The organism is Paraburkholderia aromaticivorans (assembly GCF_012689525.1).
In the GTDB taxonomy this organism is placed as follows: Bacteria; Pseudomonadota; Gammaproteobacteria; order Burkholderiales; family Burkholderiaceae; genus Paraburkholderia; species Paraburkholderia aromaticivorans_A.
In genome coordinates this window covers 180,084-194,034 of the sequence record NZ_CP051516.1, presented here as the reverse complement: position 1 = coordinate 194,034, position 13,951 = coordinate 180,084, and the positions used below count along the sequence as shown (strand labels likewise).

9 protein-coding genes are annotated in these 13,951 nt (G+C 63.4%); 4 read left to right on the top strand and 5 right to left on the bottom strand.

Annotation, left to right across the window (positions count from 1 at the left end):
* Positions 1–21: 21 nt before the first annotated feature.
* The 3 genes from HF916_RS28860 to HF916_RS28850 all read left to right on the top strand — a co-directional run bounded on the left by HF916_RS28860 (position 22) and on the right by HF916_RS28850 (position 5,334).
* Positions 22–267, top strand: a complete 246-nt coding sequence (locus tag HF916_RS28860) for a hypothetical protein (protein WP_168792325.1) — start codon at positions 22–24, stop codon at positions 265–267.
* 230 nt (positions 268–497) lie between these two features.
* Positions 498–1,469, top strand: coding sequence for an ion channel (locus HF916_RS28855; protein WP_168792324.1), 972 nt, complete (start codon positions 498–500; stop codon positions 1,467–1,469).
* A gap of 277 nt (positions 1,470–1,746) precedes the next feature.
* Positions 1,747–5,334 carry an indolepyruvate ferredoxin oxidoreductase family protein gene (locus tag HF916_RS28850; protein ID WP_168792323.1) on the top strand — a complete coding sequence of 1,196 codons (3,588 nt, stop codon included), beginning with the start codon at positions 1,747–1,749 and terminating at the stop codon, positions 5,332–5,334.
* Positions 5,335–5,430: 96 nt separating this feature from the next.
* Here HF916_RS28850 and HF916_RS28845 read toward each other — a convergent pair whose 3' ends face one another.
* Entirely contained in the window at positions 5,431–6,126 is a 696-nt protein-coding gene (locus HF916_RS28845; RefSeq protein WP_168792322.1) for a copper homeostasis protein CutC, read from the bottom strand.
* Between the two features lie 56 nt (positions 6,127–6,182).
* The gene (locus HF916_RS28840; RefSeq protein WP_168792321.1) at positions 6,183–7,451 is read right to left on the bottom strand and encodes an EAL domain-containing protein; all 1,269 of its coding nucleotides are present in this window, start codon (positions 7,449–7,451) and stop codon (positions 6,183–6,185) included.
* A gap of 375 nt (positions 7,452–7,826) precedes the next feature.
* Here HF916_RS28840 and HF916_RS28835 point away from each other — a divergent pair, with 375 nt between their 5' ends.
* Positions 7,827–9,482, top strand: coding sequence for a Na+/H+ antiporter (locus tag HF916_RS28835; protein ID WP_168792320.1), 1,656 nt, complete (start codon positions 7,827–7,829; stop codon positions 9,480–9,482).
* Between the two features lie 123 nt (positions 9,483–9,605).
* Here HF916_RS28835 and HF916_RS28830 read toward each other — a convergent pair whose 3' ends face one another.
* The 3 genes from HF916_RS28830 to HF916_RS28820 all read right to left on the bottom strand — a co-directional run bounded on the left by HF916_RS28830 (position 9,606) and on the right by HF916_RS28820 (position 13,869).
* Complete coding sequence (locus tag HF916_RS28830; RefSeq protein ID WP_168792319.1) at positions 9,606–10,913, bottom strand: solute carrier family 23 protein; 1,308 nt, start codon at positions 10,911–10,913, stop codon at positions 9,606–9,608.
* Between the two features lie 352 nt (positions 10,914–11,265).
* Positions 11,266–12,831, bottom strand: a complete 1,566-nt coding sequence (locus tag HF916_RS28825) for a methyl-accepting chemotaxis protein (RefSeq protein WP_168792318.1) — start codon at positions 12,829–12,831, stop codon at positions 11,266–11,268.
* Positions 12,832–13,254: 423 nt separating this feature from the next.
* A complete protein-coding gene (locus HF916_RS28820) occupies positions 13,255–13,869 on the bottom strand; it encodes a DUF2239 family protein (RefSeq protein ID WP_168792317.1) in 615 nt (204 codons plus the stop codon).
* Positions 13,870–13,951: the final 82 nt, after the last annotated feature.

The window sequence follows — 13,951 nt, the reverse complement described above, 5'->3', positions numbered from 1 at the left end:
ACCAACCGGTCGGAGGCGGTCATGGCTGAACAGCTCTTCCTCTACGGCGTGTATTCCATTCACGTCCGCCCACTTGAACTCAATGGCGCGCGCTGGGACGCGGAATTCGAAATCCGCCATCGCGAGAAAGCCGTCAAATCGTGGACCACGGTAGGCGGCGACAACGGCTACGGAGACGAAGCCGAAGCTGTCGCGGCGGCCCATCAGCAAGCCGTCGACGATATCGAACACGGCGCAGGCATTCCCAAGCCGCGAGCCTTTCCGTAAGTCCGAAGCGCGCGTGCTATGGCGCGTGCGTTCGATTGTGTGATCGCTTCCGGTGCGCGGCGCGACGGCAACCTCGCCTTAGTCGATACGCGTGGCTGACGCGGCGTGCATGAGCGACGGTCGCATGGCAAGGGTGTGCTTCGACGCGACCGTGCGCCACGCCCTCAATCACCTTCCGCGGACAAGGCGGCGTGCTACGCTTTGGCCGTTTTCATCCCCACGAGTTTGCGATGGCGACTGAACCGTCAGACCGTCCTTCCGGCTTCGGCGACGCCGAAGCACGCGCATCGACGCGCCGCCCGCAGGGCAGCCGCGAATTGCGTCTGGACGATCGCGTGGTCATCGATCACGGCACGCCGACGCCGCTCTGGCAGGATCTCTATCACCGCGCTCTCATCGTTCGCTGGCCGATTTTTTTTGTATCGCTCGCGGTCTTGTTCCTGCTGCTCAACGTCACGTTTGCCGCACTCTACATGCTGGGCAACGCGCCCATCGCCAATCAGTTTCCCGCCGGTTTTGGCGGCGCGTTTTTCTTTAGCGTTGAAACGCTCGCCACGGTCGGATATGGCGACATGCATCCGCAAACCGTTTACGCGCATTGGATCGCCACGCTGGAAATTTTCGTCGGCATGACCAGCATCGCGTTGGCGACGGGGCTGATCTTCGCGCGCTTCTCGCGCCCGCACGCCAAAATCATCTTTGCCCGTTACGCAGTGATCCGGCCGCTCGAAGGCCGCATGACGCTCATGGTGCGCTCGGCCAACGCGCGTCAGAACGTGATCGCCGAGGCACGCGCACGACTGCGCATTCTGCGCACGGAAACCACGGTCGAAGGTTTTACGTTGCGCAAACTCTATGACCTGACGCTGGTTCGCGATCAACACCCGGTGTTCAAACTGGGCTGGACGGTCATGCACATCGTCGACGAAACCAGCCCGCTATTCGGCGAGACCGCGGAAACGCTCAATGGCCGAGGCACGTTGCTGCTGCTCACACTCGAAGGCGTCGACGAGTCGACCTCGCAAACCATGCAGGCGCGCCACACGTGGTCGTGCGATCAAATCTACTGGCAGCACCGTTTCGTCGACATCATGACCGAGAAAGACGGCGTGAGCCATATCGACTACGCGCATTTCAATGAGATCGTGCCGCTCGACGGCGCGCCCGTCGCAGTCGCCAGCACTCCGCCGACGTCGCCATAATCAGGTCCGAACCGCACCAGGGCTTACCCGAATCCGCCTGTTGCGCGGCAGATCCATCTCAAAACTTCATTAAAACGCGCGACTCTTCGCGCCTATTTGCGACGGTCCGGTCAAAGTAGAAAAAATTCTCTCTCATTGGCGCTAAAAAATAGAGTCTCTTTCGCTGCGTCACCTTCGTGGTCCCCACCACCGCGCGCGGATGCATCCCGCAACTATGTTGCCTGGGATCGGAGGAAGCGCTGAAGCGCCAACTCCGATCGACAACGGAGACTCACCCATGACCGCTCGCCTGCCCATCGACGGCACGCCCGCATTGGCCGATTACAAGCTTTCCGATAACCTCACCGCGACGCGCGGCCGGATCTTCCTGACCGGTACGCAGGCACTGGTGCGTCTCGTGCTCATGCAGCGCGCCGCCGATAAGGCACGCGGCATGAATACCGCCGGCTTCGTCAGCGGCTATCGCGGCTCGCCGCTCGGCATGGTCGACCAGCAGTTGTGGAAAGCCAATAAACTGCTCACGGCGAGTGATATTCGCTTTTTGCCCGCCATCAACGAAGAACTCGGCGGCACCGCCGTGCTCGGCACGCAGCGGGTGGAATCGGATCCGGAGCGCACCGTCGAGGGCGTGTTCGCAATGTGGTACGGCAAAGGCCCGGGCGTGGATCGCGCCGGCGACGCGCTCAAGCACGGCAACGCCTTCGGCTCGTCGCCGCACGGCGGCGTGCTGGTGGTGGCGGGCGACGACCACGGCTGCGTGTCGTCGTCGATGCCGCATCAGAGCGACTTCGCGATGATGGCCTGGCATATGCCGGTCGTGAATCCGTCGAACATTGCCGACATGCTCGAATTCGGCTTGTACGGCTGGGAGTTGTCGCGCTTTTCGGGCGCGTGGGTCGGCTACAAGGCGATCTCCGAAACGGTCGAATCGGGCTCGACGGTCGATCTCGACGCGCTACGCACTGACTGGGCCACGCCGCAGGATTTCGCAGCACCGGCAGGCGGCCTGCACAATCGCTGGCCCGATCTGCCGAGCCTGACGATCGAATCGCGGATGCACGCGAAACTCGACGCGGTGCGCCACTTCGCGCGCGTTAACAGCATCGACAAATGGATTGCGCCGAGCCCGCATGCGAACGTGGGGATCGTGACGTGCGGCAAGGCGCATCTGGACCTGATGGAAACGCTGCGCCGCCTCGATCTGACGGTCGCCGATCTGGAAGCTGCCGGCGTGCGGATCTACAAGGTCGGCCTGTCGTTTCCGCTGGAGATGACGCGTATCGACGCGTTCGTCTCCGGCTTGTCCGAAGTGCTGGTGATCGAGGAGAAAGGCCCGGTCATCGAACAGCAGATCAAGGACTATCTGTACAACCGCACGCAAGGCACGCGGCCGATCGTGGTCGGCAAGAATGCCGAAGACGGCACGATGCTGCTGTCGTCGCTCGGTGAATTGCGGCCGTCGCGCATTCTGCCGGTGTTCGCCAACTGGCTCGCGAAGCACAAGCCCGCGCTCGATCGCCGCGAACGCGTGGTCGATCTGGTCGCGCCGCAAATTCTCTCGAACGCCGCGGACAGCGTCAAGCGCACGCCGTACTTCTGCTCGGGTTGTCCGCACAACACCTCCACCAAAGTACCGGAAGGTTCGATCGCGCATGCGGGGATCGGCTGCCACTTCATGGCGTCGTGGATGGAACGCGACACGACCGGTCTCATCCAGATGGGTGGTGAAGGCGTGGACTGGGCGTCGCATTCGATGTTCACGAAAACGCGCCACGTGTTCCAGAATCTCGGCGACGGCACCTACTTCCACTCGGGCATTCTGGCGATCCGCCAGGCCGTGGCCGCGAAAACCACCATCACGTACAAGATTCTCTATAACGACGCCGTCGCGATGACGGGCGGCCAGCCGGTCGACGGTAGCATCTCGGTGCCGCAGATCGCGCGCCAGGTGGAAGCCGAAGGCGTGTCGCGCTTCGTCGTGGTCAGCGACGAGCCGGAGAAATACGACGGCCATCACGATCTCTTTCCGAAGGGCACCACGTTTCACCATCGCAGCGAAATGGACACCGTGCAGCGCCAATTGCGCGACACCGACGGCGTGACCGTGCTGATCTACGACCAGACCTGTGCGGCGGAAAAACGCCGGCGCCGGAAAAAAGGCGAATTCCCCGATCCGGACAAACGTCTTTTCATCAACGAAGAGGTTTGCGAAGGCTGCGGCGATTGCGGCGTGCAGTCGAATTGCCTGTCAGTGGAACCGGTTGAAACGGCGTTGGGCCGCAAGCGCCGCATCGATCAATCGTCGTGCAACAAAGACTACTCGTGCGTGAACGGCTTCTGCCCGAGCTTCGTTACGGTGGAAGGCGGCAAGCTGAAGAAAGCCGCGGGCGCCGCATTCGATCCGGCGGCACTCGCCGCTCGCGTCGACGCGTTGCCGATCCCTGCAACGCATCTCGACGCTGCGCCGTACGACATTCTGGTCACGGGCGTCGGCGGCACGGGCGTCGTGACGGTCGGCGCATTGATCAGCATGGCGGCGCATCTGGAGGGCAAGAGCGCGTCGGTGCTCGACTTCATGGGCTTCGCGCAGAAGGGCGGCTCGGTGCTGTCGTTCGTGCGCTTCGCCGCGCGCGACGAGTGGCTCAACCAGGTGCGTATCGACACGCAACAGGCTGACGTGCTGCTCGCCTGCGACATGGTAGTCGGCGCAAGCGCCGATGCGCTGCAAACGGTGCGTCATGGCCGCACGCGCATCGTCGTGAACACGCACGCGATTCCGAACGCCACATTCGTGACGAATCCGGACGCGACGCTGCACGCCGACGCGCTGCTCGACAAGATGCGTCACGCGGCCGGCCCGGAGCGCATGTCGACGTGCGATGCGCAAGCGCTCGCCACACGGTTCCTCGGCGACACCATCGGCGCAAACATTCTAATGCTCGGTTATGCCTGGCAACTCGGTCTGGTGCCTGTGTCGTTCGGCGCGATGATGCGCGCGATCGAATTGAACAACGTCGCGGTGCAGATGAATCAGTTGGCGTTTTCGATCGGCCGCCTCGCCGCCGAAGATCCGGCCGCGCTCGAAGCGCTGTGGCAAGCGCGGCATCTCGCGAAGCAGAGCGTGCGCGTCGATACGCTCGACGAACTGATCGCGCATCGCGAAGGACGTCTGCAGACATACGGCGGCGCAAGCTATGTGAAGCGCTATCGCGCGCTGGTCGATGCGGCACGTCGCGCGGAAACCGCAGTGGACGCAAAAAGCGAGCGCGTGACGCGCGCGGTGGCGACCACGTTCTACCGCTTGCTCGCGGTGAAGGACGAATACGAAGTGGCGCGCCTGCATACGGATGCCGCATTCCGTGAAGCACTGGAAGCGCAATTCGAAGGCGTGGCCGGCAAGGACTTCGGCATCAAGTTCAATCTCGCGCCGCCGACGCTCACGCGTCCTGAACCCGGCAAGAATCCGGTCAAGAAAACCTTCGGTCAATGGATGTGGCCGGTGCTCGGCACGCTGGCAAAATTCAGCAGCCTGCGCGGCACGATGCTCGATCCGTTCGGCCGCACGCTGGAACGCAAGATGGAACGCGAACTTGCGGGCGACTACGAAACCACGATGCAGCGTGCGCTTGGCAAGCTCGACGCCGGCAAGCTGGAAGACGTCGCAAAGCTGGCCGACCTGCATGCTCGCGTGCGCGGTTATGGTCACGTGAAGCTCGCGAATCTGGCGGGTGTGAAGCGTGGCGAGCGCGATCTGGGCTCACGTTTGCAGATCGACGTAGCGACGGGTGAGTCGGTGCGGAAATCGCTGGAAGAGATGAAGGGCGCGGGGCAGTTGCGCGGAATTCCGGTGGTCGTGGCGAAGTAGGGTTTTGGCCACGTAGACGCAGATGAAAAAAAAATGCCGCTTTGAGAGCGATCTCAAAGCGGCATTTTTCTTTGCTTCGTTGGTTTAACTATCTGGTCATGCGTTCTTCAACAGGGCGCGGACCTTCGCAACCTTGTCAGCATCGACAGGCGCGAGACCGTTGCTGTCCACGCGCACGCCCGAGCCGAAATGGACCGCTTCGACTTGCGTCCTGCTCACAAAACCGGCGATGGCCTCGACCGTCAAACCCGCACCGGCCAATACCGTGCAATGTGAACCGGCCGCCTGCTGCACCAGCTCGCGGATCGTGGCTTCCGCGTGCAGCACTGAAGGTTGGCCACCCGAGGTCAACACATTCGTCACGCCTTCAAAACCAAGCAGCACGTCCAATGACTCGCGCAAATCGTGCGCTTCATCGAATGCACGATGGAAGGTGATAGCCAGTCCATCAGCTGCATCGATCGTACGCGCGAGGCCTTCGCGGTCGATCTCCCCCGCAGCGTTCAGCATGCCGATCACAACGCCATTCGCGCCTGCCACTTTCACCGCGCGTACGTCGCGCAGCATCACTGCGTAGTCGTCCGCGTCGTAGACGAACGAGCGGCTATGCGGCCGCACGATCACGTTCACGGGGATTTCGACCGCCGCGACCACCGCTTCAATCAAGCCGAGGCTCGGCGTCAGGCCGCCCTCGCCCATCGCGGTAACAAGTTCGAGACGGTTAGCGCCGGCTTGCGCGGCGAGGCGCGCGTCGGCAACGGTCGTGGCAATGATTTCGAGAAGGATGGACATAAGCGCGGCTGAGTGTCGTTAAAAAACTCGTTGAAAACGACATGATCTCAGAACTGCTATTCGTCCACCCAGTCGATATCGCCGCACAGCACGCAGGTCTGCTCGCCCACGCGCGTCGCCACCGAAAGCGTCACGCACGGCAACGCCTCGTTGATCGACAGATACGGCCGCGTCACATGCACGCGCTCCGGCGCATTGATCGCATCGCGGAAATACGGACGACGCAGCCAGTTCGCGCCTTGCGCGTCGGCGAGCGGTAGAAAGCGCGTTTCATGCGCCGCGCGATCGGCGCGCAGCACGACGTTGCGGCCCGCCTGCTTGCCCTTCGCATCGAGCAGGAAGCAGCGCGCGGCATGATCGAGCGCGAGAAAATTCCAGCACACTTCCTCGAGCGGTTCGCCAGCCGCGAGCCGTTCCGCCGCCCGCTCGAAAGCTCGCACGTACGGTGCGAGCCGGCTGGCATTGCGGCGCTCGCGCGCGTCGGCCTGATCGCGATAACGCTCGGTGAGTTCGTTGATGCACGTCGTCGCGTGCAACGCATCGGCCGCGCCTGGGTTCGGACGGCCGAAGAAAAAGCCCTGCACGAAGTCCGCATTGCAGGCGAGCGCCATCTGCGCTTCATGCTCCGTTTCCACACCCTCGACCAGCACCAGCTTGCCCGCTTCGTGCAGCAAGGCCACGAGACCCGGCAGGATCGTCGCCATGTCGGCGCGATGCGCGGCGTGCGACAGCATGATGCGGTCGAGCTTGACGATGTCGGGATTCAGTTGCCAGATCCGTTCGACGTTCGAGTGGCCCGCGCCAAAATCGTCGAGTGCGATCAGGAAGCCGCGCTCGCGGAACTGGCGCACGGCGTCGGCGAGACGCTCCAGGTCTTCAGCGCGATGCTCGAGCACTTCGAGCACGATGCGCCGCGGTGGCAGATCGACCCGTTTCAGTGTGGCCAGCAAGGCGGCGGCGAGATACGGATCGGTGAGCGCGCCCGGATGCACGTTCAGGAACAACCACTCGCGCTCCGCGCCGAGTACCTTGAAATTCTCCAGATGCAGCGTCTGGGCCAGCTTGTCGACCTGCAGCACATCGCCGAGGCGCGCGGCCTCGCCGAATACGTCGAGCGGCGACACGGGCCGGTCGAGCGCGTCGTGCGCACGCAGCAGCCCTTCGTAACCGACCGCCCGCATATGCGACAGGCTGAAAATCGGTTGAAACACGCTGCTCAGCGTGAGTTCGCCATGCTGCACCGTAAAACGTTCGAGCCCCGACGTCATCTCGACACCGAAGCCATGTGGCGCGCTGGCCGTCCTTTCCTGTTGCGCAATCGTCATGCAAGTCCTCTCACGCGAGAGCCGGGCCGGTCCGAACGCGGAAGCGAACAACCTCGGCGCCGTTCTCTCAAATGTGCGTCATCGATATACCTTAAGCAAGCTCCATGCGCACGCTGACGCACATTCCAATGAAATTTGTCCGGAAGATTGACCCGTGTAAGGGAGCATGCGCCGCGCGTGGGCGTGGCGCGCACCGTTAAGGTGCGCCGCGTCGTAATGACTACGCCTGCGTCTCGCTGACAGCGTTGCATGTCGGCCTGAGCGCTGCGTCACGCTTGGTCGGGCTAAACTTGGGCCTTACGCTTCGTCAGCATCGCGTGGCCGTATCGTCGAAGATCATCGAAGTCTTACCGTTATATCCCCAGAAATAGACCGATGGACATTGTCTTTACCGTATTGATTCTTTTGCTCGCCGTCGCCGCGTCGGGCGTCGTCACCCGCATCCTGCCGATCGCGTTGCCGTTGCCGCTCGTGCAGATCGCGATCGGCGCATTGCTCGCGTGGCAGAAGCTCGGCTTGCACGTCACCTTCGATCCGGACATTTTCATGATGTTGTTCATTCCGCCGCTGCTGTTCGCGGACGGTTGGCGCATTCCGAAGCGCGAGTTCTTCATGGCGCGCCGCTCGATCCTGATGCTCGCGCTCGGCCTCGTCTTCATGACGGTGCTGGTGGTCGGCTACTTCGTGCACGCGCTGGTGCCGTCGATCTCGCTGCCGGTCGCGTTCGCACTGGCCGCGGTGTTGTCGCCGACCGATGCGGTGGCGCTGTCCGGCATCGCCGGCAAGGGCAAGATTCCGGGGCGGCTGATGCATATCCTCGAAGGCGAGGCGTTGATGAACGACGCGTCCGGACTGGTCGCGTTGAAATTCGCGATTGCCGCGGCGCTGACCGGTGTGTTTTCGTTGCGCGACGCGTCGATCAGTTTCGTGATCATCGCCGTGGGCGGCCTCGCGACGGGTGCGGCGGTGAGCTGGCTGTTCGGCTTCGTGTCGGCTCACTTTCTGAATCTCACCGAAGAAGGCGACCCGGCGCCCGGCGTCGTGATGACTCTGCTGATTCCGTTCGCCGCCTATCTGGTCGCCGAGCGTTTCGAGTTGTCGGGCATTCTGGCCGCGGTCGCCGCCGGCATGATGATGAACTACACGACCATTGTGACTGCGGGGCCGGCGTCATCGCGAGTGCGCGCCAGCAGCACGTGGACGATGATCGAGTTCGTCTTCAACGGTATGGTGTTCATTCTGCTGGGGCTGCAATTTCCGCACATTCTCGGCCGGGCATTGCTCGACGCGCACGAGACCAGTAACGCTCAGGTCTGGCGGCTGATCGGCTACATCGCCGCCGTGGCGGGTGCCCTGTATGCGATGCGCTTCGTGTGGGTGTGGCTGCTGCGCTGGTTCGCGAGCCGCAGCGCCGCGAAGCAAGGCATGGCGAATGCCGTTCCGGGCTTGCGTACGGCCGGGGTGACGACGGTGGCCGGCGTGCGCGGGGCCGTGACGCTTGCGGGCGTGTTGTCGTTGCCGGAGGTGTTGCCGGGCGGCGCCCCGTTGCCGGGCCGCGATCTCGCGATCTTCATCGCATCCGGCGTGATTCTGGTCTCGCTGATCGTGGCGGTGGTGGGCTTGCCACTGTTGCTGAGCGGCTGGCGCCGCGGAAAGGATCCGCATGCCACCGAGGAAGCGCTCGCCCGGACCATGGCCGCGCAAGCCGCGATTCGCGCGGTCGACGAGGTGCACGACAGGGAGTGCGCGAATCTCGATGAGTCAGCCTCGGCGTATGCGGCGGACGTCACTGCGCGGGTGATGGACCTCTATCGACGCCGCCTCGCCACGCTCAACGAAGAACGGGAACCACGCGAACTGGCGCGCCGCGCCGATGCGCTGGAGTTCAGAATGAAGCTCGCCGCTATGAGAGCCGAGCGCAAAACGTTGCTGGCGCTGCGCAGCAGTCAGGAGATCAACGACGAGACGTTGAACAAGCTGATGCGGGAAGTGGATTTGTCGGAGACTGCGCTGACGGCGCGGAGAAAGTAACGCGCTGCGTGGTTGTGATGCCGGCGACGCAGTGCGCTTTCTTCGATCGAAACAACGTGCGAAAGAAAAAGCCTGCGCCGCCGACGAACCCACAGAGACGAGTGGTTCGGCGCGCGAGAAAACTCACGCCACCGGACCTTGCGCCGGCTTCCTTCTCAGGAGAGCGTAGAGAATGATCGCGCCGAACGTCGCGGTGCCGATGCCGCCGAGACCGAAGCCGCCGAGCTTCAACGAGAAATCGCCGGCGCCGAGCACGAGCGTGACCGCGGCCACGATCAGATTGCGGTTGTCGGAGAAGTCCACCTTGTTGACGACCCAGATGCGCGCGCCGGTCACGGCGATCAGCCCGAACACGACGATCGACACGCCGCCCAGCACCGGCCCCGGAATGGTCTGGATCACCGCGCCGAACTTCGGCGAAAAACCCAGCACCAGCGCGATCAACGCCGCGATCACGAAGACCAGCGTCGAATAGATCTTGGTGACGGCCATCACGCCGATGTTCTCGGCATACGTCGTCACACCGGTGCCGCCGGCGAAGCCGGACACGATCGTCGCGAGTCCGTCGCCGAGAAATGCCCGGCCGACGTAGCGATCCAGATTCTGGCCCGTCATCGCGCTCACCGCCTTGATATGCCCGAGGTTCTCCGCCACCAGAATCACCGCGATCGGCGCGAGCAAGGTCATCGCCTGCACGTTGAACACCGGCGCCGTGAAGTGCGGCATGCCGAACCACGCGGCGTTCGCGACGATGGCGAAATCGATCGGCTTACCCATGCCGAGACCGTTCGTGACGATCGCGTAGATCACATATGCCATCAGCAGACCGACCAGAATCAGCAGACGCTGCAACATGCCGCGTGCGAACACCGCGACCGCGCCCACGCACAGCACAGTGACGAGCGCCATCCACGAATCGAAGTTGCTGCCGCTCACACCATGCACTGCGATCGGCGCCAGATTCAAACCGATCACGCAGACGATCGCGCCCGTCACCACCGGCGGCATCAGCGCCTCGATCCATGTGGTGCCGACCGCCGACACGATCAGGCCGATGAGCGCGTACACCACGCCACACGCGATGATCCCGCCCAGCGCGACCGGAATGTTCAGGTTCGGGCCGTGGCCGCCGTAACCCGTGACCGCGATCACGAGACCGATGAACGCGAAGCTCGAGCCGAGATAGCTCGGCACGCGGCCGCCCACCAGCACGAAAAACAACAGCGTGCCGATGCCCGACATGAAGATGCACAGGTTCGGATCGAAGCCCATCAGCAACGGCGCGAGCACCGTCGAGCCGAACATCGCGACGACGTGTTGCACGCCCATGGCGAACATTTGGGGCCACGCGAGCCGCTCGTCGGTACCGACGATGCGGCCCTCGGCAGCCGCGGACTGGGCGCGCCAGCGGGGGAAGTAGGAATCGGCCATGGCGGGGGTTCTCCTCTGTTCGGCGCTATTTATGGTGGCGCGGCGCCGGCACAAGGCGCCGCCCAGGAATTAGGCGCGAGTGTACGGAGTGCCATTGGGCCTGGCAAGCTCGGGGAAATGCGCGGCGAGGTAGGCGGTGAATGCGGCAGCAGGCGGCGTGGTGCTGCCCGCGTTGGTTGCGGCGGCCAAAGCCGACGCTCGTTGTCGCTGCGGCGTAGCCGCGTTGCATGCAACGCCAAAGCCGACGCTCCGTAACGACGCGGGATAGCCGTATTGCATGGAGCGGCGTGAGGCGCGCGCTCGCTGGCGACCCGGGCGCGATCCAGCGCGCCCATGAAGATCACCGGCGCCTTCAGCCGTGCCGCGCTTCCAGCGAAAACACCGTCACAGCCGCCTGCAACTGCCTCGCCTGATCCGCCATCGACGCCGCAGCAGCAGCCGCCTGCTCGACCAGCGCCGCGTTCTGCTGGGTCACGTCGTCCATCTGCGCGACGGCGCGATTGACTTCCTCGATGCCGGTGCTCTGCTCCCGCGACGCCGACGAAATCTCGCCCATGATGTCGGTCACCCGTTTCACCGCGTGCGTGACTTCGGCCATCGTTTGCCCGGCTCGCTCGGCGAGTTCAGCGCCGCTGCCCACGCGTGCCGTCGAGCTTTCGATCAACTCCTTGATCTCCTTCGCCGATACCGCGCTGCGCTGCGCGAGCGAGCGCACTTCGCCCGCCACGACCGCGAAGCCGCGCCCCTGTTCGCCGGCACGCGCCGCTTCCACCGCCGCGTTCAGCGCGAGGATGTTGGTCTGGAACGCAATGCCTTCGATCACCGCGATGATGTCCGTCATGCGCTTCGAGCCGGCCGCCAGCTCGCGCATCGTTTCGACCACGTCGCCGACAAGGTGGCTGCCGCGCGCCGCGACTTCCGACGCGCCGTGCGCCACGCCGCCCGCCTGCTGCGCGTTCTCGGCGTTCATCTTCACCGTCGACGTCAGCTCCTGCATGCTCGACGCCGTTTCCTGCAGCGCCGCGGCCTGCTCTTCGGTGCGTTGCGACAGATCAGTATTGCCCTGCGCGATTTCGCCCGACGCCATCAAAATCGATTCGCTCGACTCGCTGATGCCCGACACGATCCCGGCCAGCCGCTCACGCATATTGCGCAACGCGAACAGCAAGCTGTGTGCGTCGCCCATGCGGGTGTCGACGCGCACGCTGAGGTCGCCGTCCGCGATACGGTTGGCGATCTGCATCGCGTAATCCGGTTCGCCGCCAAGCTGCCCGGCCAGACGACGCGCGATCACCATGGCGAGGAGCATGCCCGCGACGATCGCGCCCAGCACCAGCACGCTCATGACGATGCGCATGTGTTGATAGCCGGTGGACGCTTCCTGCTGCGCTTCGTTGGCTTGCCGGCGGCGATAGTCGATCAGCGCCGTGATGCGATCGCGCAGCGCCTCGCTCGACGCAATCGCACGACGCACCAGTTCGTTGTTGTCGACGCCGGCCGGAATCGGTTCGAGGCCGATCTGCTGATGCACGATGCCTTCCCACACCGCCGACTTGCGCAGCACGTCGTCGAACATCTCCTGGCCCTTGCCCGTCTCGATCGTCGCGCGATACTGGTCGTAGGCGGCGTGCATCTCCTTGAGCGAGCCGACAATGCTGTCCTTCAACTTTTGACGGCCGGCGTCGTCGGTGGCGTAGCCGAGATTTGCGGCGGCCAGATCGGAATCGATCTTGTGGCGGTTCGCCTCTTCCATCCAGTACAGGCCGTCCATGTGTTTATCGCAGATAGCGTCGGTAATGCCGTGCATCGACGACAGCGTACTCAGCGACGTCGCGCCGATCACGACGCAAAAACCAATCACCACGGCAAACGCCAGCAGCAGTTTCCTGAACACAGGCATGCGGTCGAACCACTTCATTTCACCATCCTTCACGAGTCACGACGGGACGCTCGCGCCGCCACGCCGTCGCGAACATTCGCGATCTGTCGGATACGTAGCGACGCTCCCACCTCATTTACGGCGGCCATCACGGAGACTTGATGAGGGAAATGTCAGGAATAACCGGGACAGGATGTTGTAAGCAATGCCTAGCACACGCGGCCCGAACGCGAGACGCCATGCGGACGGCTTATCGGCGACAAGTTTGGGATTCGTCTGATGTATAGGGGTGGGGCAAGCTCTTAGACTTGTTCTGCTGCGTTGACCCCCATGAGTAAGCGCATGCGATGTAGTTGTAACTCTCCGACTTTTCCGCTCACGCTTCCCCGGTGTGAGCGGTTTTTTTTGTCTCTGCGATTCGGTGCTCCCGTCGCTTGCAACGGCGCTGCGATTTGCTTGCCTTTACGCAAGCGTCGCGAAAGCGGGGTTTGCGAGTCGCAAGGTGTAGTCGCGCACGTCCTGCGGCCATGCCGCGACGATCTCGTCGAAACGCGGACGGTCGTCGGCGTACAACGCACGGGTCGCATCTTCATAGCGCGGCAGATCGCCGGCCAGCGCGGTCATGAAGCGATACACGGCTTCCTGCGCCGCGCGCTGGCGGTCCTTGTTCTCGCCGGCCACGCGCGCCGCGTCGACCAGTTTGCGCAGCGCAACCGACGCACCGCCCGACTGTCCATTCAGCCAATCCCAATGACGCGGCAACAACGTGATTTCTCTCGCCACCACACCAAGCTTGGGCCGGCCACGGCCGCGTGGCGTGTCCTCTGTGGCGTCGTCGGGAGCGTGAGTGGTTTGGGTGCCGTCATCCTGGCTCGCTAACCGCGCGACGATCTCGTCGGGCGTGCCGCGCAGATCGAATTCGACCGGCCGGCTGGTGACGTCGTCGAAGACCAGGACCGGCGCCTGTTCACCGCGCGCGAACACTTCTCTTACCGCGAGCGCCACGTCGGGCAGCGCGCCCGACGCGATGCGGTGATGGCCTTCGAACGCCGTGCAGGTCGGTGAATGGACGGTCATGACAAACTCCAAAAGAAGAATTTGTCGAATTATATCCGGGTTAAATTCAAATGCAAGATATTTACCCGGGTAAATTTATACT

Bases quoted from the DNA above. Each gene is read 5' to 3' on its own strand.
- HF916_RS28860 (WP_168792325.1), top strand. From the start codon at position 22: ATGGCTGAACAGCTCTTCCTCTACGGCGTGTATTCCATTCACGTCCGC.
- HF916_RS28840 (WP_168792321.1), bottom strand. From the start codon at position 7,451: ATGACGATTGCGCAACAGGAAAGGACGGCCAGCGCGCCACATGGCTTC.
- HF916_RS28845 (WP_168792322.1), bottom strand. From the start codon at position 6,126: ATGTCCATCCTTCTCGAAATCATTGCCACGACCGTTGCCGACGCGCGC.
- HF916_RS28825 (WP_168792318.1), bottom strand. From the start codon at position 12,831: ATGAAGTGGTTCGACCGCATGCCTGTGTTCAGGAAACTGCTGCTGGCG.
- HF916_RS28835 (WP_168792320.1), top strand. From the start codon at position 7,827: ATGGACATTGTCTTTACCGTATTGATTCTTTTGCTCGCCGTCGCCGCG.
- HF916_RS28830 (WP_168792319.1), bottom strand. From the start codon at position 10,913: ATGGCCGATTCCTACTTCCCCCGCTGGCGCGCCCAGTCCGCGGCTGCC.
- HF916_RS28820 (WP_168792317.1), bottom strand. From the start codon at position 13,869: ATGACCGTCCATTCACCGACCTGCACGGCGTTCGAAGGCCATCACCGC.
- HF916_RS28855 (WP_168792324.1), top strand. From the start codon at position 498: ATGGCGACTGAACCGTCAGACCGTCCTTCCGGCTTCGGCGACGCCGAA.
- HF916_RS28850 (WP_168792323.1), top strand. From the start codon at position 1,747: ATGACCGCTCGCCTGCCCATCGACGGCACGCCCGCATTGGCCGATTAC.